The sequence below is a fragment of the Desulfobulbus rhabdoformis genome (assembly GCF_016919065.1).
Lineage (GTDB): Bacteria > Desulfobacterota > Desulfobulbia > Desulfobulbales > Desulfobulbaceae > Desulfobulbus > Desulfobulbus rhabdoformis.
Genome location: NZ_JAFFQA010000034.1, coordinates 1 through 22,008, shown reverse-complemented (window position 1 = coordinate 22,008; position 22,008 = coordinate 1). Strand labels below are relative to the sequence as shown.

General features: G+C 52.2%; 20 protein-coding genes. 11 read left to right on the top strand and 9 right to left on the bottom strand.

Annotated elements, in window-relative coordinates:
* The first annotated feature begins 7 nt into the window (after window positions 1–7).
* The 3 genes from JWJ90_RS16365 (at window position 8) to JWJ90_RS16355 (ending at window position 4,416) form a co-directional block, all read left to right on the top strand.
* The gene (locus tag JWJ90_RS16365; protein WP_205228287.1) at window positions 8–1,705 is read left to right on the top strand and encodes an ABC1 kinase family protein; all 1,698 of its coding nucleotides are present in this window, start codon (window positions 8–10) and stop codon (window positions 1,703–1,705) included.
* A 240-nt stretch (window positions 1,706–1,945) separates the two neighbouring features.
* A complete protein-coding gene (locus JWJ90_RS16360) occupies window positions 1,946–2,959 on the top strand; it encodes a glucosyl-3-phosphoglycerate synthase (RefSeq protein WP_205228286.1) in 1,014 nt (337 codons plus the stop codon).
* A 2-nt stretch (window positions 2,960–2,961) separates the two neighbouring features.
* On the top strand, window positions 2,962–4,416 hold the full coding sequence (locus JWJ90_RS16355) for a glycosyltransferase (RefSeq protein WP_205228285.1): 1,455 nt from the start codon (window positions 2,962–2,964) through the stop codon (window positions 4,414–4,416).
* A 21-nt stretch (window positions 4,417–4,437) separates the two neighbouring features.
* On the opposite strand, the gene JWJ90_RS16350 is transcribed toward JWJ90_RS16355, so the two are convergent.
* The 9 genes from JWJ90_RS16350 to JWJ90_RS16310 all read right to left on the bottom strand — a co-directional run bounded on the left by JWJ90_RS16350 (window position 4,438) and on the right by JWJ90_RS16310 (window position 12,595).
* Complete coding sequence (locus JWJ90_RS16350; RefSeq protein WP_205228284.1) at window positions 4,438–5,304, bottom strand: cytochrome b N-terminal domain-containing protein; 867 nt, start codon at window positions 5,302–5,304, stop codon at window positions 4,438–4,440.
* Window positions 5,304–5,762 carry a Rieske (2Fe-2S) protein gene (locus JWJ90_RS16345; protein WP_205228283.1) on the bottom strand — a complete coding sequence of 153 codons (459 nt, stop codon included), beginning with the start codon at window positions 5,760–5,762 and terminating at the stop codon, window positions 5,304–5,306. The genes JWJ90_RS16350 and JWJ90_RS16345 overlap by 1 nt, the downstream gene beginning before the upstream one ends.
* A complete protein-coding gene (gene coaD / locus JWJ90_RS16340; RefSeq protein WP_205228282.1) occupies window positions 5,749–6,288 on the bottom strand; it encodes a pantetheine-phosphate adenylyltransferase in 540 nt (179 codons plus the stop codon). Before coaD ends, JWJ90_RS16345 begins: the two co-directional genes overlap by 14 nt.
* Before the next feature lie 29 nt (window positions 6,289–6,317).
* A complete protein-coding gene (gene rsmD / locus JWJ90_RS16335) occupies window positions 6,318–6,884 on the bottom strand; it encodes a 16S rRNA (guanine(966)-N(2))-methyltransferase RsmD (RefSeq protein WP_205228281.1) in 567 nt (188 codons plus the stop codon).
* 35 nt (window positions 6,885–6,919) lie between these two features.
* Window positions 6,920–7,696, bottom strand: a complete 777-nt coding sequence (gene pssA, locus JWJ90_RS16330) for a CDP-diacylglycerol--serine O-phosphatidyltransferase (protein ID WP_205228280.1) — start codon at window positions 7,694–7,696, stop codon at window positions 6,920–6,922.
* A gap of 414 nt (window positions 7,697–8,110) precedes the next feature.
* Entirely contained in the window at window positions 8,111–8,593 is a 483-nt protein-coding gene (gene ilvN, locus JWJ90_RS16325) for an acetolactate synthase small subunit (protein ID WP_205228279.1), read from the bottom strand.
* A gap of 221 nt (window positions 8,594–8,814) precedes the next feature.
* Window positions 8,815–10,515 (bottom strand): biosynthetic-type acetolactate synthase large subunit, encoded by a 1,701-nt coding sequence (ilvB, locus tag JWJ90_RS16320; protein ID WP_205228278.1) that lies wholly within the window; start codon window positions 10,513–10,515, stop codon window positions 8,815–8,817.
* A 376-nt stretch (window positions 10,516–10,891) separates the two neighbouring features.
* Window positions 10,892–11,476, bottom strand: a complete 585-nt coding sequence (locus tag JWJ90_RS16315; RefSeq protein ID WP_205228277.1) for a tetratricopeptide repeat protein — start codon at window positions 11,474–11,476, stop codon at window positions 10,892–10,894.
* A gap of 255 nt (window positions 11,477–11,731) precedes the next feature.
* Window positions 11,732–12,595 carry a class I SAM-dependent methyltransferase gene (locus JWJ90_RS16310; RefSeq protein WP_205228276.1) on the bottom strand — a complete coding sequence of 288 codons (864 nt, stop codon included), beginning with the start codon at window positions 12,593–12,595 and terminating at the stop codon, window positions 11,732–11,734.
* Between the two features lie 1,050 nt (window positions 12,596–13,645).
* On the opposite strand from JWJ90_RS16310, the gene JWJ90_RS16305 reads away from it, so the two are divergent.
* From JWJ90_RS16305 to JWJ90_RS16270, 8 genes are all read left to right on the top strand, one after another.
* Window positions 13,646–16,276: a hypothetical protein gene (locus JWJ90_RS16305; protein WP_205228275.1), complete on the top strand. Its 2,631-nt coding sequence runs from the start codon at window positions 13,646–13,648 to the stop codon at window positions 16,274–16,276.
* 282 nt (window positions 16,277–16,558) lie between these two features.
* Window positions 16,559–17,368, top strand: coding sequence for a hypothetical protein (locus tag JWJ90_RS16300; RefSeq protein ID WP_205228274.1), 810 nt, complete (start codon window positions 16,559–16,561; stop codon window positions 17,366–17,368).
* Window positions 17,369–17,732: 364 nt separating this feature from the next.
* On the top strand, window positions 17,733–18,326 hold the full coding sequence (locus JWJ90_RS16295; RefSeq protein WP_205228273.1) for a tetratricopeptide repeat protein: 594 nt from the start codon (window positions 17,733–17,735) through the stop codon (window positions 18,324–18,326).
* A gap of 437 nt (window positions 18,327–18,763) precedes the next feature.
* Entirely contained in the window at window positions 18,764–19,054 is a 291-nt protein-coding gene (locus JWJ90_RS16290; RefSeq protein ID WP_205228272.1) for a YrhK family protein, read from the top strand.
* 524 nt (window positions 19,055–19,578) lie between these two features.
* Window positions 19,579–19,902, top strand: coding sequence for a CPBP family intramembrane glutamic endopeptidase (locus JWJ90_RS16285; RefSeq protein WP_205228271.1), 324 nt, complete (start codon window positions 19,579–19,581; stop codon window positions 19,900–19,902).
* Window positions 19,903–19,971: 69 nt separating this feature from the next.
* Entirely contained in the window at window positions 19,972–20,628 is a 657-nt protein-coding gene (locus tag JWJ90_RS16280; protein WP_205228270.1) for a lactate utilization protein, read from the top strand.
* 438 nt (window positions 20,629–21,066) lie between these two features.
* Entirely contained in the window at window positions 21,067–21,423 is a 357-nt protein-coding gene (locus JWJ90_RS16275) for a ferric reductase-like transmembrane domain-containing protein (protein WP_205228269.1), read from the top strand.
* Window positions 21,424–21,498: 75 nt separating this feature from the next.
* Complete coding sequence (locus JWJ90_RS16270; RefSeq protein WP_205228268.1) at window positions 21,499–21,732, top strand: hypothetical protein; 234 nt, start codon at window positions 21,499–21,501, stop codon at window positions 21,730–21,732.
* The last annotated feature ends 276 nt before the right edge of the window (window positions 21,733–22,008 follow it).

Genomic DNA, 22,008 nt, shown 5'->3' with positions numbered 1-22,008 from the left:
CCCGTCCATGTTCAGTATTCGTAAACTTGGTGCCATCGGTCGCACCTACCGACATCTGAATCGTTATCACCGCATTTTACGGGTGCTATTTAAATACGGGTTCAGCGATGTGGTCGAGCGGCTGCATATCGATCAGTACCTCGAATCCGGCCTGAAGATGATTAACAGAAAGCCGCGTGAGCAACTCTCGCGGCTTTCCAGTCCTGAACGACTGCGCCTGGTTTTTGAAGAACTGGGTCCCACCTTTATCAAACTCGGTCAGCTGCTTTCCACCCGTCCGGATCTGATACCCGCCGACTTTCTGGGCGAACTTTCTAAGCTTCAGGACGATATTCCCCCCTTCTCTGGAGAGGAAGTTCGAGCGATTTTTGAAGAGGAACTGGGGCGAGCGCCAGAGGAGATTTTTCCCACCTTTGATGTCGAGCCCCTGGCTGCAGCCTCCATCGGTCAGGTCCATCAGGCCACCCTGGATGACGGTACTGCCGTGGTCATCAAGCTCCAGCGGCCTGGGATTGAAAACATCATCGCAGTAGACCTGGAGATTCTTGCCCATATCGCCGAACTCATGGAGCAGTATCTGGAGGAGGTACAGGGGCACCAGCCCATGGCCATTGTCCATGAGTTTGCCCGCAGTCTCAGCCGTGAGATTGATTTTTCCATTGAGCTTGCCAACATTCAGCGTTTTTCCCAGCAGTTTGAGGGGAACAGCGATATTCATGTGCCCGAGGTTTATCCGGAGCTCTCCACCGAACGGCTTCTGGTGATGGAGCATGTGCAAGGGATCAAGGCCTCACAAGTGGATACCTTACGCGAGCAGGGGTATGATCTCACCCTGATTGCCAAACGTGGGGCCGATCTGGTGATGGAGCAGATCTTTGTGCATGGCTTCTTTCATGCCGACCCGCACCCGGGCAATATCTTTATTTTGCCAGACAATGTGATCTGCTTTCTCGACTTTGGGCAGATGGGCAGGCTCTCACTCAGGGATCGGGAAGACTTTACCGATCTGGTGCTTGATCTGGTGGCCGGGAACGAACAGAAGGTGGTCACCGGTGTGCTGAAGCTCACCGTTCAGCTTGGTGAGGTTGATCGCGATGGGCTGGGGCAGGATCTGGGCAATCTGATGGATCTCTATCTCTACCGGCCTTTGGGGGAGCTGGAGGCGGGGAAGATTCTGCAGGATCTGCTTGATCTGGTCTCCCGTCATAAGCTGAGTTTCAAGCCGAGCCTCTATCTGATGATGAAGGCCTTGAGTACAGTGGAAGGTGTGGGGTTGATGCTTGATCCCAAGTTGGAGCTGATTCGTCAGGCTAAACCCTTTATGCGCCGCATTCGTCTGGAGCGGATGCGGCCGGGACGTATTGCCGAGGAGATCAGCAACACCGGTTCTTCGTATCTCAATCTTTTCCGTGAGTTGCCTGATGACCTCCATACCATTCTCCAGCAGCTGCGCAAGGGGCGAATGCGGCTCGAGTTTGAGCATCGAGGATTGAAGGCGTTGGGCGTGACCCTGGACCGGGTCTCCAACCGGATCAGCTTTGCCATTGTGCTTGCAGCACTTATCGTGGGGAGCTCACTCATTATTCTCTCAGACATTCCGCCGCGCTGGCACAGTATTCCGGTGATTGGTCTTTTAGGGTTTCTAGTGGCGGGGATTATGGGGTTCTGGTTGCTGCTCTCTATTATTCGTCACGGGCGCCTCTAACCTACTCTTCATCCAACCAGGCGCGTAACCAGCGACTCTATTTCGTTCCATCTGCCCTGCAAATGAGACTCCTGAATCCCTGACAGCGGGGGAGAGCTGAACAGCAGAGTATTCTGGATATACTCAGGGAGCTCCTATCCTGCCTTGCTTGACTTTCGGGGCAAGTCGCTCATATAATCGAAATGACTTAAAAATCGAGATAAGTTCCTGCCGTTTATTGTGTGCTCGCCAGGGAGGTCCATGGGCTCTATCAGCAAACAGCGTCAGCCACCACTGTTCCACTATCAACAGTTTGCCCAAGTGGCAACGCTTGTGGAGCAAAAGCGGCAACAGGGGCTTTGTATCTCCCTCTGCATTCCCACGCTCAATGAGGCCAAAACCATTGGACAGGTGGTGACGCGACTTATTGACCTGCGGGATAAAATTGGACTTGTCGATGAGATCGCGGTGATTGACTCAGGCTCGACCGATCAGACGCAAACGTTGGCCACTGCGGCTGGGGCGGATGTCTATTTGGCATCTGCCATTCTTCCGGAACTTGGCCCTCAGGTCGGCAAGGGAGAAAATCTGTGGAAAGCCCTGTATCAGCTGCAAGGTGACCTGTTTGTCTTTGTTGATGGGGACCTGAGCAACCTACACCCTGGATTTGTTACCGGATTGCTGGGGCCGCTGCTCGGAGATCAGCGCATTGGCTATGTCAAAGGTTTTTACACGCGTCCCCAAGGTATAGCTGCGCAGCAAGAGACGCAGTCCTGCGAGCAGGGGGGCCGACTGACGGAAATTCTGGTACGGCCTCTCTTGGCCCTGCATTATCCTCATCTCTCGACTTTTATTCAACCACTGGGGGGTGAATATGCTGCCCGGCGCAGCCTGCTTGAGCAGCTCACCTTTCCGGTGGGCTACGGAGTGGAGCTGGCGCATCTGCTTGACCTGTCCACACACCATGGCCTTTCTCTCTTTGCGCAGACTGATCTGGGAAGTCGGTGCCACAGGCTGCGCTCCAATGGGCAACTGGGACAGGCAGCCTATGGCATTTTGCAGGTGTTATATCGACGGCTGAAGCAAGAGGGGACTTTGGAGTGGCAGCCAGAGCAGCTTGCTCCCCTGGTTCAGTATGCGTATCAAAACGGTAGCCATGTAAAGCACGAGCTTTTTTTACCTGAAAATGAGCGGCCCCCCATGATCGAGCTGAGCCAATATCGGCAACGCCGCGGGGAACAAGCAACGCCGCAAAGACAACTGGTGGAGAATTAAGCATGCGGGTGGCCCTGGTTCACTATCATTTGCAGAGCGGCGGTGTGACCCGCATTATCTGTCATGTACTCAAAGCCCTGCGTGCCCGTGGTATTCAGTGCATGGTCCTCACCGGGAAAGAGCCAGGTTTCAATATCAGCGGAACATATCGCGTGGTTCCCGGGCTGCAATATGAACTCGATCGGCCAAAACTCAGTGTTCAAGCGCTGACGGAGCAGATGCGCAGCGCTGCAACAGAGGCGTTGGGGGGCGCGCCGGATCTCTGGCATGTGCACAATCATTCGTTGGGAAAAAGTTTGCTGCTTCCGCTTGCTCTACGGCAGATGGCCAGCGAGGGGGAACATTTTCTTTTTCATATCCACGATTTTGCAGAGGATGGGCGCCCGGCCAACTATAGGGCCATGTTGCAGCAAATGGCAGGTGGGCAGTGTGATCTCCTTGCCTCGCAACTTTATCCACAGGGGGACCATGTGCATTATGCGGTCCTCAATACCCGTGATCACTGTTATCTGCAGGAGGCCGGCCTTGATGAGCCGCAGCTCCATCTGTTGCCCAATCCTGTGGATCTGGGGAAACCGAGTCTTGCGGAAGCCCCCCTGCCGGGTAAACTGCCCCTTTGGCTGTATCCCACCAGAGCAATTCGCCGGAAGAATCTGGGCGAGTTTTTACTCTGGTCTGCACTGGTTGGTGAGACAACCTGGTTTGCGACCACCTCAGCACCGGAAAACCCGCTTGAGCAGCCTCGCTATCAGCGTTGGAAGCAGATTGCAGCCGAGCTCGGTTTGCCCGTGCATTTCGAACTGGTCGGCCCCAACGGCTATGGCTTTATCGATCTGTTACGCCTTGCGGATATGGCCATGACCACCAGTGTGGCCGAGGGATTTGGGATGGCTTTTTTGGAGCCCTGGACCCAGACAACCCCGGTCTGTGGCCGAAACCTTGTTGAGATAACTCGCCAGTTTGCCATTGATGCGCTTGAACTACCCGGCTGTTATGATCAGTTGACGGTTCCACTGGATTGGCTCGGCGAGGAGCGGGTGCGAAAGGCGGCCGCAAGTGGGCTGTGCAGAAACCTGGCCGCCTATGGGCGGCAACCAGGAAAGGATGACCTTGAGCGTTGTCTCCAGGCCTGGATCAAGGACGGACGCATTGATTTTGGTAGGCTGGATGAGCCCATGCAGGAGGATGTGCTGAGCCAGGTGGTCGGGCACCAGGCACAGGCTGCGCTTGTGAGCCCTGCAGACTTACCGGACTCAGCCACGATGGCTGCTGCGCTCAATAAAAATCAGGAGATATTACAGCGCCAGTATACGCTTGAACGCTACGGTGAGCGACTAGAGCAAATATACGACCAGGTCGCAGGTGCGGCGGGCTCTTTCTGCGGGCAACTTGATGGCGGGGTGCTGCTGGACCGGTTTCTGGCACCCGAGCGCTTGCATCTGCTGCGGGTGGACTGAGGCAAAGTGGATTCAAGTTCGTCAAATACGCTGGATACAAAGAGCGGTCAAGACTGCGTACAGTACCAGCCACAGGCAAATTGCCAGGTAAACCCTTTTTCGCAGCCGGGAGGCCTGGGGAAGCCAGAGCAACAGGATCACGGGCACAAGCGGTATCACCACTCCGGCGAGAAAGGGGGGCCAGTAGCGCAGCAACTCCTGCAAGCCCAGAAAAAACCAGGGGCCGGCAATAAAGAGTAGGCCAAAGCGGGCAGGTTCCATGGGGGCTGGTACCAGGACTGAAATCGCTATTGTCGCCAGTATCAGGAGCAGGTGATTGCGCCAACGGGCTGTGTAGCGGCGCAGGTGCGGCCAGGCCGCCACCCCTCCCAGGATAACCAGCCCAATCACATGATGGATATAGACTTTCCGCAGGCCACTGTCGGCCAGATCGAAAAAGAGTTCATTGAGCTGGTTGCCAATAAGCGGCACCGAGAGACAGATGTGCTCTGCAATGGCGCCCGCAGCCTCGCCGGTGGCATCCCCCCGCAGTACATAGCCGGTAAAGAGCAGCAGTAACCCGCTGGGCAGGGTGGAACAGAGCCGAATCCAGGCGCTGCGGCTGTAGTTGGCCTCGTTCTTCCACAGCACCACGGTTAGATGGGCGATCAGGAACAGAAAAAATGCCTGGCTGGAGTAGTAATGCAGGGCGCGCCAGAAGGAACCATAGGGGGCCACCAGTTCGATGGTCGAGGTGGAGTACCAGGGATCCGACGGGTCGTACTGGAGTCCGATTACTATTCCGGAGAGAATGGAGAGAAAGAGGCTGATCAGCGAGGCCCCTCCCCAGGTGTAGCCACGTACCCAATTGAGGGGATGAAGGGGCGGCAAAAGCGTGTTCCTGGCCATTAGAGGTGCACCACGTAGGTGGTAATTCGCCCCTCGGCATCCTTTTTCAGACTGACCTCATAGCTGGGCAGGTTTTTTTCCGCCGGGCCGCTGATACGCACCCCGAGTGGCGTAAACCGGCTCTGGTGGCAGGGGCATTCAATGAGTTTCTTGTCTTCCTGGTAATTGACCCGGCAGCCCAGGTGGGTGCAGATACGGGAAACCGCGTGGGGCGGTTGCTCCTCTCCCTCACCTGCAAAGAGCAGGAAGTCGTGATGAATATGCACTCCACTCAGCGGCAGAGGAGCCGCAATTTCTATCAGTCGCGGCTTTGAAGGGATCTTGTGCCCGGTAAAACGCAGCAGCGGGTAGAGAATGGTGGCTGCCAGAAGCGCCCCCAGCCACTGTACCCCACGGGTCAGGATGGTGCGGCGCCCTTGGGACACACGGGAATCTTTGCGGGGGTTATTGGCAACCATGGATGAATTTTGCCTTCAGTGCTTTCTCAACGTGTTTAGGCACCAGGCCACTAATATTCCCCTGGCAGCGCGCAGCATTTTTGATGCCGGTTGAACTGATATAAATCCAACGGAAACCGGTCATGAGAAAGACCGTTTCCACGCTTCGTTCCAGTCGGCGGTTCATCAGAGCAAGCTGGAACTCATAGTCAAAGTCGGAAATAGCCCGAAGCCCACGGATAATCGTCCCGGCCCCCTTTTGCAGGGCATATTCTACGATGAGCCCTTCGGTGGAGCCGACTTCCACCCGGTCTTCCTGCCCTTTGAAACATTCACGAATCATTGCACAACGCTTTTCCAGGTCAAAGAGGGGCGTTTTTTGAGCGTTGACAGCCACGGCAACGATTATTTTATCAAAGAGTTCCAGGCCACGCTTGATGATATCCATATGGCCAAAGGTTATCGGGTCGAACGTGCCGGGATAAATGGCGATTCTGTGCTTACCTTCAGGCGTTGTTGCCGCGCTGGAACCTGTTTGTTCGTTCATAGAAAGTTTGCGGTATTTGAGATTGAAAATTACGAAAAGGTGTACAGCCAGATCCCGGATTCCCCATAACTGCGGTGATCGGCAAGTTCCAGGCTGCCGACAGCCTGCGGGAGTTCCTCCTGGACCTGTTCTTCCACCACCACCAGCCCATCCGGAGCAAGCAGCTCATCTCTCTCAATCAGCTCCAGTACTCTCAGGGCCAGGCGTTTACGATAAGGGGGGTCCATCATAATCAGATCAAACCCATGCCCTGAAGGCAGGTGGTGTGTCAGTGGCCGCAGCGTAGGCGTTGTGGCGAGGTTGAGCCGTTCAAAAGAGGCCTGAGGCGATTGAATGGTGGAACGGAGGTTGGACTCAATCAGCCGCCCCGCCTCAAGGCTTTGATCGACAAAGAGAGCGAAGTCCGCGCCTCGGCTCAGGGCTTCAATGCCAAGCGCTCCGGTGCCCGCGAAGCAATCCAGTACCCTGGCTCCCGCTATGCGTGGCCCGAGAATATTGAACAGCGCTTCGCGAACCCGGTCGCAGGTGGGACGAATCTGGCTTGATTTAGGGGGGGTAAGTTTGCGCCCTCGGGCACTGCCACCGGTAATACGCACCGCAGTTTACCAAAGATGAGAGGGAGAGTAAGCAATCAGGGCAGTTTTTCCTGTTTGACCTGTTTGCGTTTGTTTCGCCGGGAGCGTTCTCGCAGCGCCAGAACCAGGCCTGAAGAAATATAGATCAGAGAGGCTGCAAAAAGAGTAATGGGCGGTTCGCTCGCCAGAAGGATTAAGAGTAGGATCAGGCCGATAAATACATGAAATCGTTTTTCGCGCGCAATCTCAACGTGCTTGAAGCTTAAGTAACGATGGCTGGAGACCATGAGGTAAGAAAGCAGGTAGACCAGCAGTAAAAGGGTGATGTTCTGTACGGTATCGGTGGTTTTAAAAACATAGGTGCTGAACATCACCGAGGTGGCAATCATGCCTGCGGCCGCAGGGCAGGGGAGTCCGGTGAAGTCGCTGCTGGTTGCGCTGGTTTTAGAGTCCCGATTATCAATGGCCTGGGCGTTAAACCGTGCCAGACGCAGGGCCGTGGCTGCCACATAGAGAAAGGCGGCCAGCCATCCATAACGACCATAGGGGGTCAGGGCCCAGAGGAAGGCAAGCAGACCGGGAGCAACACCAAAGGCGACCATGTCGCAGAGTGAGTCAAGCTCCATGCCGAAGGTGGAGGTGGAGCCGGTCATGCGGGCAACACGGCCATCGAGCATATCAAAGACCCCTGCCACCAAGATAGCAATGGCAGCGGCGAAAAAATGACCGTTAAAGGAAGAGACAATGGAGTAAAAACCACTGAACAGGCTGCAGATAGTCAGCATGCAGGGCACAATGTACATCCGATTGGTTGATTGCTGTGCGGGTTCCATAAGTCAATGCATAGACCGAGTGAACGGCTCAGGAGGAATGAGTAAAGGAAAAATGACCAGAATAGCCGGTCGAAGGTGCGCCTGGAGGATAATGAATAGGAATCAGAGTACGAAAAATAAACAGGTTCGGCAAGGAGATCTTGCACATCATCTTCCCCTCTCTGCCAGGGAGCCTGAATTTCTTGAGAGAAATCCAGGCTCCAGAAGCTGGGGCTCATTCCCGGACCAGTGAGCGCTTAGGGTGTCTTGAATAATTAGATTTTTCAATCAAGGCCAAGGATTGCGCAAAATTTTACCGCAGGCATATAAGTAATATCCCGAGGATAAAATTTTAAGCATGACGCCGGGATTGGCAGAAAAAGCAATTATTCAAGATGCCCTTCAGTTGTGACCACCCGCTGTTATGGGGGGATGTTATTTTTTCGGTGCTCTGGCCATGGCGATCTTGCCGGTGCGGACAATCTCCTTGATGCCCAGGGGGCGGAGAATATCGATAACCGCCTTGATCTTGGATTCGGGACCGGTGATCTCGACGGCATAGGAAGTGGGGCTGACATCGACCACCTTTCCACGGAAAATATCAATGACCCGCAGCACCTCGGCACGGGTATGGGATTCGGCCTTGACCCGAATCAGTGCCATCTCCCGTTCGACAAACTCGCCCTCGGAGACATCGGTGACGGTGATAACGTCAATGAGCTTGTGCAGCTGTTTGATGATCTGCTCGATGATAGATTCCTCGCCACGGGTGACAACGGTCAGGCAAGAGACCTCGGGGTTATAGGTCTCGGCCACGCAGAGGCTTTCAATATTAAAACAGCGTCCGCTAAAGAGCCCGGTCACGCGGGAAAGGGCACCGGGGCGGTTACGCAGTAAAACAGTCAGGGTATGTTTCATGGTCAGTATCCTGTGGGATATTTATCTCGTCTCGATATGGTTGCTGGGGGCGATGTGAGTTGATTGCTCATCGCTATTAGGGTGTCTTGAATAATTAGATTTTTCAATCAAGGCCAAGGATTGCGCAAAATTTTACCGCAGGCATATGTCTGATATTCCGAGGATAAAATTTTAAGCATGACGCCGGGATTGGCAGAAAAAGCAATTATTCAAGATTCCCATTAGACTAAGAGCATCTCCGTAGTAGCCTTACCCGCCGGAACCATGGGGAAAACACCCTCTTCCCGGCTGATGGCAAAGTCCATGATCACGGTGTTGTCGGTGGCCAGGGCCTCTTTGATCACGGGCTCGACCTCGCTCTTGGTCTTGGCGCGCAGGCCTACCGCACCGTAGGCCGCGGCCAGGGCAACGAAATCCGGGGTGACCTCCATCACGGTGGAGGCGTAGTGGCGGTTGTAGAACAGCTCCTGCCACTGGCGCACCATTCCCAGGTAATTGTTGTTGAGGATGGCAATCTTGACCTTGGCCCCGCACTCTTTGGCCGTGGCCAGCTCCTGAATGTTCATCTGGATCGATCCGTCACCCGCCACATCGATAACCGTGGCATCGGGGTAGGCCATCTGAGCACCGATGGCGGCGGGCAGGCCATAGCCCATGGTGCCCAGGCCACCGCTGGTCAGCAAACGGCGTGGGTGGTTGAACTTGTAAAACTGTGCCGTCCACATCTGGTTCTGGCCAACCTCGGTCGTGATGATTGCCTCACCGCCGGTGAGCTTGTTGAGCATCTCAATGACATACTGCGGCTTGATAATGTCGGCCTCTTCCGAATAGAACAGCGGATGCTTCCGATCCCATTCCTGGACCTCTTCGACCCAGGGCTGATGCATGGCATGGACGTCTTCTTCCTTGAAGTCGGTGGCCTTGTCCAGGCAGCAGTTAATGGCGCTTAAGGCCTCTTTACAGTCCGCCACAATGGGAATATCGACCTTGACATTTTTCGAGATCGAAGTGGGGTCAATATCCACATGGATGATTTTTGCGTGCGGGGCAAAGGCGTCGAGGCGTCCGGTGACGCGGTCGTCAAAGCGTGAGCCCACAGCAATCAGCAGATCACTTTTAGCAACCGACATGTTGGCGGCATAGCTGCCGTGCATGCCGAGCATACCCAGAGAGAGTGGATCTGTACCGGGAAAGCCGCCCAACCCCATCAGGGTCATGGTTACTGGAATGTTGAGACGACGGGCAAGTTTGGTCAGCTCCTCACTGCCTTCGGAGAGGATCACACCACCCCCCACATAGAGGACCGGGCGCTTGGCCTTGACCAGCTCCTTACAGGTTTTTTCAATCTGGCGGGCATGCGGTTTAACCGTGGGCTGGTAGGTGCGCATGCTTACCGGTTTTTTGTCCGGGTAGGGCACCAGCGAGGCCATGACGTCTTTGGGCAGGTCGACCAGTACCGGGCCGGGGCGACCGGAGGAGGCGATATAAAAGGCCTCACGCAGGGTATTAACCAACTCCTTGGGATCGTTGACAAGGTAGTTGTGTTTGGTGCAGGGGCGGGTGATGCCCACTATGTCCACCTCCTGAAAGGCGTCGTTGCCGATCAGGGCACGGGGGACTTGACCGGTGAGGACAACCAGAGGAATAGAGTCGCAGTAGGCGGTGGCTATGGCGGTGACACCGTTGGTCGCACCGGGGCCGGAGGTGAGTATGGCCACACCGGTCTTGCCGCTGACACGGGAATAGCCATCGGCTGCATGTACGGCTCCCTGTTCGTGCCGCACCAGAATGTGGCGTATGGAGCTTTTGCACAGCTCGTCGTAGAGTTCAATAACAGCACCACCGGGATACCCGAAAACGAGATCCACGCCCTCTTCTTGCAGACATTTGATGATGGCCTGTGTCCCAATCAATTTACTCATAGTCTTCCTTTTTTCAATATTAAAGAGTGTTTGGGATGTGACGTGTGCGGCGAGATAGAGAGATATACCATGGTACTCCCCACATGTGCTCTCTGTAATGGTGTCCGCATACCAACCTTGTATCCCCCCGGGGTCGGTGCACTACCGGCTCCTCCTGCCGTGCAGACAGCTTCTTGTCTGAATCGGTGACCACCCGCCGTCACGGATTCAGGCCTTACAAAAGAGTAAAGAATATAGTGGGAGGGCTGGGGGCTGTCAAGCTGGAAACCAGGCACCTTGGGAGAAGGATGTGAGAAGGGGGAGGGGACAAGATACCAGAAGGTCGGGCAGCTTCTCTGGTAGAGCATCAGGAGACGCTCCACCAGAGAAGAAAAAACTATTGTTTGTCTTGGCTGGCCTCGAGTTGATCGATGAGATCACCGACCATCTTGCCCGAAGGGGCGGCGGCCATGGGATGATATTTGACCAGGGTTTTCCATTCGGTCAGGGCTGCTTTGCGATCGTTAAGGCCTGTGAGCAGGACAACACCTTTATTAAAGCGGGACTGTTCGTGCTTGGGGTCAAGAGCCAGCACCTGGTCAAAGAGTTCGATCGCCTTTTTATGCTGTTTGTTTTGGTGATACATCACGCCTAGATCCGTCATAACGTTAAGATCGCCGGGCTGGAGCTCAAGCGCCTTGTTGTAGGCTGCAATGGCCTTGCCAGCCTGGCCGGAATCAAAGTAGGCGTGGCCCAGTTGCACCCAGGTGGCGACCTCTTCGGGGTGATCTTTGCTGGCCTGTTCAAGCTGAGTGATGAGCTCGGCCATCTGCTGCTGTTGTTGCTGCTGACTGAGCTGGGCGGTACTTGCGGCTGGGGTAAAGTAGACTGAATAGGCAACGCCGCCGACAAAGCCTACAATGAGTGCGCCGAGCATGGCGAGGTAGAGTGTCTGTTTTTTTACATAACCGGTGGTGTCCATCGAAGAAACTCCAGTTGGATAGGTAGAATTGGGAAAGGACGCCTTCTTTGCGCCAAAGTAAGCCGTGAACATAGCACAGGAGTGTGGGGATGGCAATTTAATGCGGATTGGTTCGGAGGAAGATGGCGGCACAAAGTGGTAGTCTGCTTTACTGTCCACTCTTTAAATTGAGAGCTGTAGGGGGCTGACCATGCCTGGCCTGCTTTTGCTGGGGCGTTATCAGTGCTTGGCCCCATGCTTCACAGGACCGAATTCTTAGCAAACCCCATCCAGACATACTCGCTGCACGCTTGGTCCGCAATTCCCGCAGCGCACCACCTGCTGGACTAGAATATCTCGTCCCAAAGCGAGGGACGCTGCCTTTACCTTGGCCAGTGTCGCTGTATGGCATCCTTTGGCTTGCATATCGTAAAAGTGGAGACTCCCGCCGGGACGAAGAGCTTGAAGAGCCGCAGGTAGCAGGCGCTCTCCCCCGTAGGGGAGCACGATCAGGATACGATCAAATCCAGGCTCAAGCTGGGGTAACACTTCGAGCACATCTCCTTCGTAGAATCGGACATTTCGGAGTCTGCGATTGGCCCGCAGGTTTTTGAGCGCATAGCCATGGGCCACAGGATTCTTTTCAATGCCGATGACCTCGGAAGCCTCACTGTGGCGGCTGATCACTAGGGGGAAAGGCCCAACGCCTGAGCAAAGCACACAGATTCGCTCACCTGGTAGAACCAGGGCTGCAAGACGCCTGCGCTCATGGCTTGAGCGCACTGAATAATAAACCTGGGCCAGGTCCAGATGAAGGACAACCTCATTTTCCCGGTGGACCGTTGTTAAGCGTTGCTCGCCGGCGATAACCTCCAGCGGCCGGATGCGAAACTCTCCCTCGTATTCACCGGCGCGTTTGGCTACGACTCGCATATTTGCATTTTGCTTTAGGATATACGCTCCGATCTCACTCTCAAATGGTTCCGCTTCCGGGGTGATACCTACCACACCAATGTCACCCACCCTGTCAAAACCACCTGGCAAGCGGGCCTGGGGGATTTCCGGGAATTGGTTGTGAAGGATCTGCCGCAAAGAGCCCTGGGGCTTTTGGAAAGAGCTGTGCTGTCTGGAGGTAACCATTGTATTTTCTTTATCCATCGAGAGCGTTTCAAACGCCGAGAAGGTTTTGTTTCCCTCGCTTGGAGAATGTGCGTTTTGCTGCCGTAAAAATATTGAAAAAGCTAAAGGGGGATATCTGTCTCTATTGCCTGATCAGGCTCCTGATGAGCAAAATCGAAAGAGCCTGTGCCCCATTGCACCAGAAATTCATGCTGGTTTTCAGAAATCGATCGTTTGCCATTGAGAAACGGGTGTCTTGAATAATTAGATTTTTCAATCAAGGTCAAGGCATGTGAAAAATTTTACCGCAGGCATATACATGATATCGGAGTCTTCGCTTACCTCCGAGGATAAATTTTTTTGCATAACGAGGTAAGCGCAGACTCCGGGAGATTGGCAGAAAAAGCAATTATTCAAGATTCCCAAACGTTGAGAATGCTTGCAGTGCAACATGTATCGGTGGATGTATTCTTATCGTGCTTCCTGATAGAGAGAGATAACTGCGATGAAAACAAGAAGTGTAAACAAGGGAATGAAGAAGGAACATAAAAATAAGATTGTTGCTTGAAAAGGGATTGTGTAATTTTTACTTCTCCCTGAGAATCGACGTTGCTGGGGAGATATTGAGAATTATAAAAATATTCCATGCGACGATCCTTTTGTAACATTGAGAAAAACACAATGTTATTTGTATTGTTCAAATGGATCACAAAATTATCTCTGGAGAGGCTATATGACTGCATATTTACTCATAGCTCTAACCGTTATCAGTGTAGCCGTTTGTTATTATGTTGCCAAGCAGGGTGGCTTAAGTCAACGATATTGGCTTGTTATGGCAGTTTTATTTGGTCCGCTGGCGATCCCTTTCGTCTTTCTGGCAAAATCGAAACGGACAAAGAGAAACGGGACGGATTGAAAGCGGATGGCGCTTGCACGGAAACTGCTGCCAGCTCTCTTCCTCGGGGGATGTAAGACAAGTGGAGACCTTGAGCGAGCAAAAAGAGTTCGTAAAGAGTGTTCTCAATAAAATAAAAATATTCACATGACGATTCTGGTAGGAATTACCTTCTAATGAACCCTCCATTTCACAAAAGAGAACGGTCTTCCCTCGTTGTTTTTCTTGTTTTCTGGTGCTTACTCGTTGATCCTCAAGTCCTTTTTGCTGCACTACATCCCCCTGCTTTTGAAAAAATTTGGACTGGACTGCAGCAAGAAGGGAAGCAGTTTAATCGGGTAACGTTCACCATTGATTCCATTTCCCCGGTAGAGGGGGCTGGAGGGATCAGTTATCCCCTGCAAGGCACCTTGAGCTTTGAACCGGCCCAGTTGCAGGGCAGGAGGAGGACTGTTCCACAGACGGTAGCTGTTCAGGGGAGGATATATCCGGCAATCAATCTCTTGAGGTTTGAGTACAACCAGCCTCGCCGAGGCAAGTTTGCGGTGACAGCAGTACTGGTTGGGGAACGAGACAAAATGGCTTTGATCTATGAAGGACGCGCTGGCACCAATATGCTTCCTTTTTATCTGGTACGGGGAGAGTCTCTCCCCCCTGAACTTGCTCCCTTTGCAACCTCGCAGGATGATACGGCCAAGTACTGGAAAGCTCAGGATGCCATGCAGGCATCGGTGCAGGCTCTCCAGGAAAAGGCGCTCGCCTACCAGGTACTGAACAACAGGTTGCGAGCTGCCACGAGGGCTGGGGATACGGCGGCTGTTGGCCAGATACGCGAGGAGATTCAGGCTTTGCAACAGGAGCTTCGTGCCACACGCGAGCAGCAGCATGTATTGCAGCTCCGGCAGAGGCGACAGGTGGAGGCGCTGCGGTTGGAGCAGAGAGCACGAGAAAACCCGGAGTTGGCACGTGTGGAGCGACAGCTTTTAAGCCTACAAGATGAGATCCTGACCGCCTCACAGGCAAAAGACCGGTCCAGGCTGCAAGCGCTCTCCCAGCAGGTGCAGGCCTTGAAGCAACAGCAGATTAGGCTGCAGACTCGGCAAGTACAGGCCCGATCAGCTGCAAGAACCGCTGGGAGCAACTGTCCGGAGATCGTTTTGAACTGGGCCTCTGAGTTAGAGAAAAACGGAGCATCCGCAGGCAGTTTCAAAGGACTGACTCAGCTGATCAACCTGTTTCGTCCTTCTGTGTTTCGTTTGTACTTTGCTGCGGATTTGTTTTCCATGGATGCAGGGCAACGCAACGCTTTAGGGATGGCGCTGCAGCGGGACTGTACCCGCTTAAACACCGATTTTTCTCGGGGGGCAAACATCACAAGTGTTGCCAAGGGATTCGCTGCTCAGGGGCATGGGCTCAATTTCATCAGCGCGGCCATTGGAGGAGAAGCTCTTGATCTTGTAGATCAGTGGCTGCAGGAGACCTTGGAAAGCGTTGTCGTTGGAGGCCGCCTGGCTGGAGTTGAGGCCTTAGCCGCCCAAGGACAAGCCCCCATGCGAGCATTGTGGCCCCGTGAGACTCAGAAGGCAAAAAATACTCTCACTCGGGTGGCTAGTCAGGTGGCGAGAGACGAACTGACTGCAAAAATCGATATTCTGGCAGCAGGGTCCGGCACGCTTGAGGGCTTGCGAAAACTGGCTCGGGTGAAAAAGGAGGCTGGCTGGAAAAAACTCACACCGGCTGATGCCGACCATCTGACCCGCCATTTTCATCAGGCGGCAAACGCCCCCCTTGGCAGATATCTCAATGACAGCTTCCCAGCTTCGGCCAACAACCTGAGTACCCCCCGCAGGGCCTTGCAGGCGGGGAAACAGTGGTATCTGAAAAACAGCGATCTCTTTTCCCCGTTTGCTGAAACAGATGGAGTCCAGCAGCTGCTCCAGCGGTTTTGGGAACAACGGGAGCGGATGCTAACCCTGCTGCTGCCAAAGATGCAAAAAGAGGTGGCAGAGCTTGAAAGCATGGCAGCGGTGGATCAATGGGGAACGAATTTGATTCTCCCGGAAGAACGGTCGCGTTCTCGCGCCTTGCAGCAGCTTGGACGTGTTCAGGCCAAACGGAAAGCGATCCTCAAACAACAGGCCTTTGCGGCACGGGTCGGGGATGGACCATTTAAAGCTGAGCATCCTGGTGCTGTCTATCTTAATGCCTTATATCGTAATGACTGGAAAACCATCAGGGAAGAGGATCGAAGCTTTGCTCTGCCAATCGCCAGAATGATGCAACCCATGAACGACAGCGGCATCTATGAGTTGATGGCCATGTTCAGTGGTGGGCAGGTGCAGGGAAAACAGTTGAAGAACTATATGCAGCGAAAAATGGAAACCGCCTCTATGGCCACCAGTCTGGCTGGATTTTATGTCCTTTCCCTTGCCAGTCTCGCTCCCCAGTGTCTGGGGGAAAATCCCATCCAGATAGAACGAATCAAAGAATGGGATGAGGTACTGGTCAACGGCTATGGCGTAGAGCTTTCCCGAATTCCCCATTCAGAAACCACCTATTATACCATAGCAAGGCGACACCGGTATATCTTTGACCGCGTTAAGGATCCTGCCAATGCAGAGAGTCTGAAGTTCGTCAACTCTCTGTTGGGCCAGTTTGGTGTGAGGAAGGGCGGTGTACGTACCTCTCTCAGCACCCTGAGTGAGAATTTACGAGGCTTGCGAATGGCCATGCAGCACTATCCCTGTAACGGGGAGGTCATGCAACAGATCGAAGCTGCGCTTTTGAAAAAGGCGGCAGAAGATTGAGCAAAAGTCTCTTTTGATATTCCTGTAATGGATCTGGGCTGAATGTGGCTGCTCTTTTTCTGGGCTGTTCAGTGGAGTCAGACATGCTTTTTCCTTTACTGGGGAATCCTGTGAGCGCAAGGGGTTGCGGGAATTTGACTGCAGACAGGAAGAAAAGTCAGAAGAGAAAAGAGTAATCGGGCTAGACAAAGTCTGCTGATCCAGATATTTTGTTGCAACTTTAATATTTTGATCTGATGAAACATATTGTTAAGAAAGTAACAAAATTCTGGAGGCATCTGCATGCAAAAGAAATGGCTGACTCGAATATTTCCTGTTGTTGTCTTGTCCTGTGGGCTTGCCCTGTCAGGGTGTGTAACTGCAGGTGGTGGGGGCACAATGATCCAAGGCTCTGCCGGTGGTGGCACCAGTGTTGGCGCCGGTAACCTGGAGCATTGCAATGAGACTTTGGGAACCTTGGCCGTTGATGATGGCCGGGCTTCCAGCTGGTATCATGACTTTGGCCGCGCAACCAATATTACCTCCATCGAGCCTTTGTTGCGCCTTGCCGTTCAGCAGTCAAATTGCTTTGTCATAACCTCCATCAGCAACAGTCGTACCGATAGCCGTCTGAAACGCATCACTGACATTCAGCGAAATTCTGGAGAGTATCGTGCCGGCTCCAAACAACATAAAGGGCAACGGGTTGCTGCCGACTATTACATGGAACCACAGATCGTTATAAACAACTCTTCCCTGGGAAATGTTGCCGGATCTATAGGTGGTCTGTTCAACAGTACCATTGGTGGTTTGGCCGGCAATATGAATATGAAGAGTTCTGTTGTGACCCTCTCCCTGTTTGATATTCGCTCTGCTGTGCAGATCTCAGCCTCTGAAGGCAGCTCAACCGCCACTAATTATGGTGCAGCATTGAACGCTTTTGGCAGTGGGGTTGGGGGGAGACTGAGTGGTATGACCCAGACCCCTGAAGGAAAAGCGACTGTCGCAGCCTTTCTTGATGCCTACAATGGTATGGTTCGCTCCCTGCGTAATTACAAAGCGCAAAATGTTCGTGGTGGATTGGGCCGTGGTGGAGTCCTGAAAGTGAACTGATCCCCTCTACGGACGAGTAGGGAAAGGCAACAGAATTTTTACTCTCTCCCTCGCCTCGTATCAGTAACTTGACGAACAGGACGGCTTGAAGACGATAATCATTCAAGCCGTCTTTTTTTTAGCAACAGAACCAAATCGAAAGGTAAAGCAGTTCGATTGTGTCCGTCAAGAAATGAGGATTTTTGTTCAAGTTCAGGTAAGCCCCGATTCCGAGGCGTGCGCAAAATTTTACCGCAGGCATATAATTAATATTCCGAGGATTAAATTTTAAGCATAACGCCGAAATTGAGCAGGTAAGCGCAGACTCCGAAAAGACCGTTTCTGGATGGACACTAGATTATTTCAGGATGCCTTGAGTTAACCTATGAATATCACATACAAGTGTTCTTTGACCCTGCTGTGTTGCTGTGCCCTGGTGGGATGTGTACAGTCCACACCCAAAGATACCATGATCATCCATGACGAAACTGGATTTCATGAGGTGCCGACCAGTTACAGTAGCTTTGATTCACGAGATACGATGCCCGCTGAGGATGAAGCGCGGGTGTCCGCGCTGGAAGAGATCGCCCGCAAAGATCCCAAGGCTGCCTATGATTTGGGGCTACGTTATTTTCGCGGGGACGGTGTGCGTCAGGACAGCTATCAGGCCCTGCAGTGGATGCGCCAGGCTGCAGAGCATGGTGATCTCAGCGCCCAAAAAGCGTTGGGGCGGCTCTACCTGACGGGACTTGAGGAAATGGGCTCAGATCCTCAGGAGGCGGAAAAGTGGCTGACCATCGCGGCGGGGCGAGGGGATAAAGAGTCCCGCACATTACTAAAACAGGCAAGCGCGGCTAAAAAGAGTGAACATGCCTACTATCGTTGGAAATCGGAATGGCGACCGCGTTTTTATCGCTACTGGTACTACGATTATCCCTACAGGTACTATTGGCGCCACGGGTACTGGTATTATTATTAAGGGAATCTTGAATAATTGCTTTTTCTGCCAATCTCGCGGAGTCTAACGCTTACCTCGTCATGCTGAAAATTTTATCCTCGGAGGTAAGCGAAGACTCCGATATCAATTATATACCTGTGGTAAAATTATCAGCAATCCTTGACCTTGATTGAAAAGTCTAATTATTCAAGACACCCTTAAGGGGACATGCTTGCACAAAATTAAACCGCAGGCATATTTGTTATACCGGAGTCTTCGCTTACCTTCGAGGAGCAAATTTTAAGCAACACGAGGAAAGAACAGACTCCGGGAAATTGGGTAGGTAAGCGTAGACTTAGAAAAGAACGTTTCTGGATGGGCACTATTAAAAACACCCTTGAGTTTTTTCTGCCTGAAAAGTAAATGCTTCATTGCTAAAGCGAAAATTCCTATTAGCCATGTGAGAGGGAGCAGGGAGTGTGGAATCAGGTAAGAATAGTGAACTTGATATAAACCTTGGGCACCGCCATGTAGTCATCCAACGGCGATATGAGGCTCTGGGGGCCTGCAATGATCTTTTTATTGCTGTCTGGTTTTTATTAGGCAGTTTTTTCTTCTTAAATGATCAGCTGGTCAAAGGTGGGACCTGGCTTATTATCGTTGGGAGTGCCCAGCTCTTAATCAAACCACTGATCAAGTTGACCAGTCTGGTGCATGTGGGCAGAATACTGCGGGATGGCGGGCGGATAAGCAAAAGTGAACATCCCTGAGCAAGGAATATTCCGTATGCAAACATCTGCAGGTCATCAAACAAAAGTTGTTGGCGCTGAAAACGACTTTTATCGCTGATTGAACTATTTCCAAAACAGCTCTAGAGCGGTATGGTTACAGTTCTCGTTATTTTTTGTCAGCCCACCACTCTTCCCATATACCGGCTTCCGCAATGTCTCTTTTGCAAACAACAGTCAAGGACATCTCAAAACGTCCATTTCTTCTTTGGGGAGAGTTTGCTGCGCTTTATTTTCTTGCGCCCCTGTTTTATGCCTTTCACCGACACTCTTCTCCCCTGGTTTTTCTCCTGTTGCTTGGTGGGGTTGGGGTGATTTTTCTTTATAAAAACAGGAGCTTCAGGAATTATTTTTTTCTAAACAAAAAAGGGTGGTTGCGGGATCTGCCCCGTGTGCTGCGTGTTTTTGCCGTGGCGGCTTGTATCTTGCTTCTGTTTACCGCCCTGATATACCCACAGGCTCTTTTTTACTGCCCACGCAACCATTTTCCCGTTTGGGTTTCTTTAATGGTAGTTTATCCACTCTTGGCGGTTTACCCCCAGGAGCTGATTTATCGGGCCTTTCTTTTTCACCGTTACGGTGAGGTCGTGCGAAGAAAACGTTCCCTTATCCATCTCTCTGCCTTTGCCTTTGGATTTGGGCATATTATCTATTTTCATCCTCTCTCCATTGTGCTGAGCTTTTTGGGGGGCTATCTTTTCTCCTGGACCTATTTTAAGACCCGGTCTCTTCTGGCGGTGAGTTTTGAGCATGCCCTCTACGGGTGCCTGCTCTATACCATTGGGCTTGGTCAGTTTTTTTATACCGGTTTTGATAAACTGGTGAGCTAGCCCTGAAGCCGTGAGCACTCATCAGTTTCGTCATCTTGAGGGACAACACCTTTGACAGGAAGAAAGCGTATGCAGCAATCCATCGATATCTACTGGAAGATGCGGCTTGAAAAGTGCCGGGATGCCTTGGCAAAAAATAATTTTTTGCCTTTTCTTGCCCAAAACACCGAGTCCGCCCTGGAGATTATTCTTCAGGATATCTTACCCCAGGTGGAGGCTACAACCGTTTCCTGGGGGGATTCCATGTCCATGCGAGCCACCGGGATTTTAGAGGAGATAGAAAAACGGAAGGAATTTTTATTGCTCAAAACCTTTGAGCCAGGAGTTCCCCGAGAGGAAATCATTGAACGACGCAGGCAGGCACTTCTGGTTGATCTGTTTTTTACCGGTTCCAACGCTTTGACTGAGCAAGGGCAACTGGTCAATCTGGATATGGTGGGTAATCGGGTGGCAGCGCTCACTTTTGGTCCCAAACATGTGGTTGTGGTGGTCGGACGCAACAAAATCGTGCCTGATGTTGCCGCTGCCATGGAGCGGATTAAAAGCTTTGCCGCTCCGGTGAACGCCATTCGTCATCCTGGTTTTAAAACGCCCTGTATCAAAACCTCGACCTGTATGGATTGCAGCAGTCCCGATCGTCTCTGTAATAGCTGGACTATAACGGAAAAATCCTTTCCCAAGAGCAGGGTGAAGGTTGTTTTGGTGAATCAGGATTTAGGTCTTTAACTAAAGGGTGTCTTGAATAATTAGATTTTTCAATCAAGGCCAAGGATTGCGCAAAATTTTACCGCAGGTATATCGCTGATATCGGAGTCTTCGCTTACCTCCGAGGGGAAAATTTCAAGCGTGACGAGGTAAGCGCCAGACTCCGCGGGATTGGCAGAAAAAGCAATTATTCAAGATTCTCTAAATCCGTGACTCCTGATGAGAAGCAGGCTGCAGCCTACCGGGAGCTTGGGCACTTGGTATTGCGGAATCCTGCCCCTGGGTGTATCAACTGTTGCAGAGCCGCAAAGCGAGAAACAGCTTGATGCAGCACGGTTGGTGGTGATTAATCCAGAATTTGTTGGTATGTTTGAATCGACTTAATTTGTTTTGAGTTCCTATTCGTCGTCTGTCTGTTTTCCTGGCAGCGCCACCCCATAAGAAATGGCCCCCTTTGCTATGTTTCCTATTAAGCTGGCCCTGTGGCTGAGTGTTTTGGCTCCAAGCGTACTCTGGTTGTTTGCCGATCCCCCGATGCCTCACTCCCTTACCTTCTTTTCATTTCGTGTTGTCTCTGTTCAGTATACAGGGATTATTGGCATTGCCATGATGAGTCTGGGGCTCCTTTTGGCGACCCGGCCCTTCTGGCTCGAGAACTTATTGAACGGACTGGATAAAATGTACTGTTTGCATAAGTGGCTCGGTATAGGTGGCTTATTCTGTCCATCCTCCATTGGTGGCTGGCCAAAGGAACAAAATGGATGGTTGGCTGGGGCTGGCTGGACCGGCCCGAGAGGCATTCTCAACCAACGGTAGAACTTTCACCTTGGGAACAATGGATTGGAAGTCAGTGCGGTCGAGCAGAAACCCTGAAAGAGTGGAGTTTTTACCTTGCCGCAGCTCCACAGGGATGCCGAGGCGGCAAATATTCATCTTCATATTGTCTGCACCCGTACAGATGGGCGTCTTACACCGCAACAGATTCGAGAAACGGTGAAGCACTGGCAGGAGGCGAGTCTCTGGTTTTGCGGCCTCAGTGATTTCGGCCGCTTGCTCTTACAGGATTTTCGCCAGCATGGATTGCCTGAAGAGCGGTTTCATCAGGAAATTTTTTCCCTGCGTTAGGATGCCCGTGAATATGAAATTGATTGTTGGGAATCTTGATGGTTTCGTAAAAAGTTTTTGTGTTTAACTGGCTAATTTTACAAAATAAAATTTATTTTCTAAGTTGAGAAAATCTTCGACAAATGTTAATATTGCTTCGTAGATTCAACATGATACGAGGCGCTTAAATGTTTTACGTAAAAAACCACAAACAGCTGCACATTTTCGATCCCTGGGGTCACATTGGGCCCAAGAGGCGCAAACTTCTTGAAGAGTCATGGTCCGGGTTGTTTCGAA

What these genes read in the sequence shown, in the direction of transcription:
- JWJ90_RS16285 (WP_205228271.1), top strand. Translation starts at nt 19,579, where the DNA reads ATGGTAGTTTATCCACTCTTGGCGGTTTACCCCCAGGAGCTGATTTAT.
- JWJ90_RS16305 (WP_205228275.1), top strand. Translation starts at nt 13,646, where the DNA reads ATGAACCCTCCATTTCACAAAAGAGAACGGTCTTCCCTCGTTGTTTTT.
- pssA (WP_205228280.1), bottom strand. Translation starts at nt 7,696, where the DNA reads ATGGAACCCGCACAGCAATCAACCAATCGGATGTACATTGTGCCCTGC.
- JWJ90_RS16275 (WP_205228269.1), top strand. Translation starts at nt 21,067, where the DNA reads ATGTTTCCTATTAAGCTGGCCCTGTGGCTGAGTGTTTTGGCTCCAAGC.
- coaD (WP_205228282.1), bottom strand. Translation starts at nt 6,288, where the DNA reads ATGAACGAACAAACAGGTTCCAGCGCGGCAACAACGCCTGAAGGTAAG.
- JWJ90_RS16310 (WP_205228276.1), bottom strand. Translation starts at nt 12,595, where the DNA reads ATGGTTACCTCCAGACAGCACAGCTCTTTCCAAAAGCCCCAGGGCTCT.
- JWJ90_RS16300 (WP_205228274.1), top strand. Translation starts at nt 16,559, where the DNA reads ATGCAAAAGAAATGGCTGACTCGAATATTTCCTGTTGTTGTCTTGTCC.
- JWJ90_RS16365 (WP_205228287.1), top strand. Translation starts at nt 8, where the DNA reads ATGTTCAGTATTCGTAAACTTGGTGCCATCGGTCGCACCTACCGACAT.
- JWJ90_RS16360 (WP_205228286.1), top strand. Translation starts at nt 1,946, where the DNA reads ATGGGCTCTATCAGCAAACAGCGTCAGCCACCACTGTTCCACTATCAA.
- JWJ90_RS16345 (WP_205228283.1), bottom strand. Translation starts at nt 5,762, where the DNA reads ATGGTTGCCAATAACCCCCGCAAAGATTCCCGTGTGTCCCAAGGGCGC.
- JWJ90_RS16280 (WP_205228270.1), top strand. Translation starts at nt 19,972, where the DNA reads ATGCAGCAATCCATCGATATCTACTGGAAGATGCGGCTTGAAAAGTGC.
- ilvN (WP_205228279.1), bottom strand. Translation starts at nt 8,593, where the DNA reads ATGAAACATACCCTGACTGTTTTACTGCGTAACCGCCCCGGTGCCCTT.
- JWJ90_RS16350 (WP_205228284.1), bottom strand. Translation starts at nt 5,304, where the DNA reads ATGGCCAGGAACACGCTTTTGCCGCCCCTTCATCCCCTCAATTGGGTA.
- JWJ90_RS16315 (WP_205228277.1), bottom strand. Translation starts at nt 11,476, where the DNA reads ATGGACACCACCGGTTATGTAAAAAAACAGACACTCTACCTCGCCATG.
- JWJ90_RS16355 (WP_205228285.1), top strand. Translation starts at nt 2,962, where the DNA reads ATGCGGGTGGCCCTGGTTCACTATCATTTGCAGAGCGGCGGTGTGACC.
- JWJ90_RS16295 (WP_205228273.1), top strand. Translation starts at nt 17,733, where the DNA reads ATGAATATCACATACAAGTGTTCTTTGACCCTGCTGTGTTGCTGTGCC.
- ilvB (WP_205228278.1), bottom strand. Translation starts at nt 10,515, where the DNA reads ATGAGTAAATTGATTGGGACACAGGCCATCATCAAATGTCTGCAAGAA.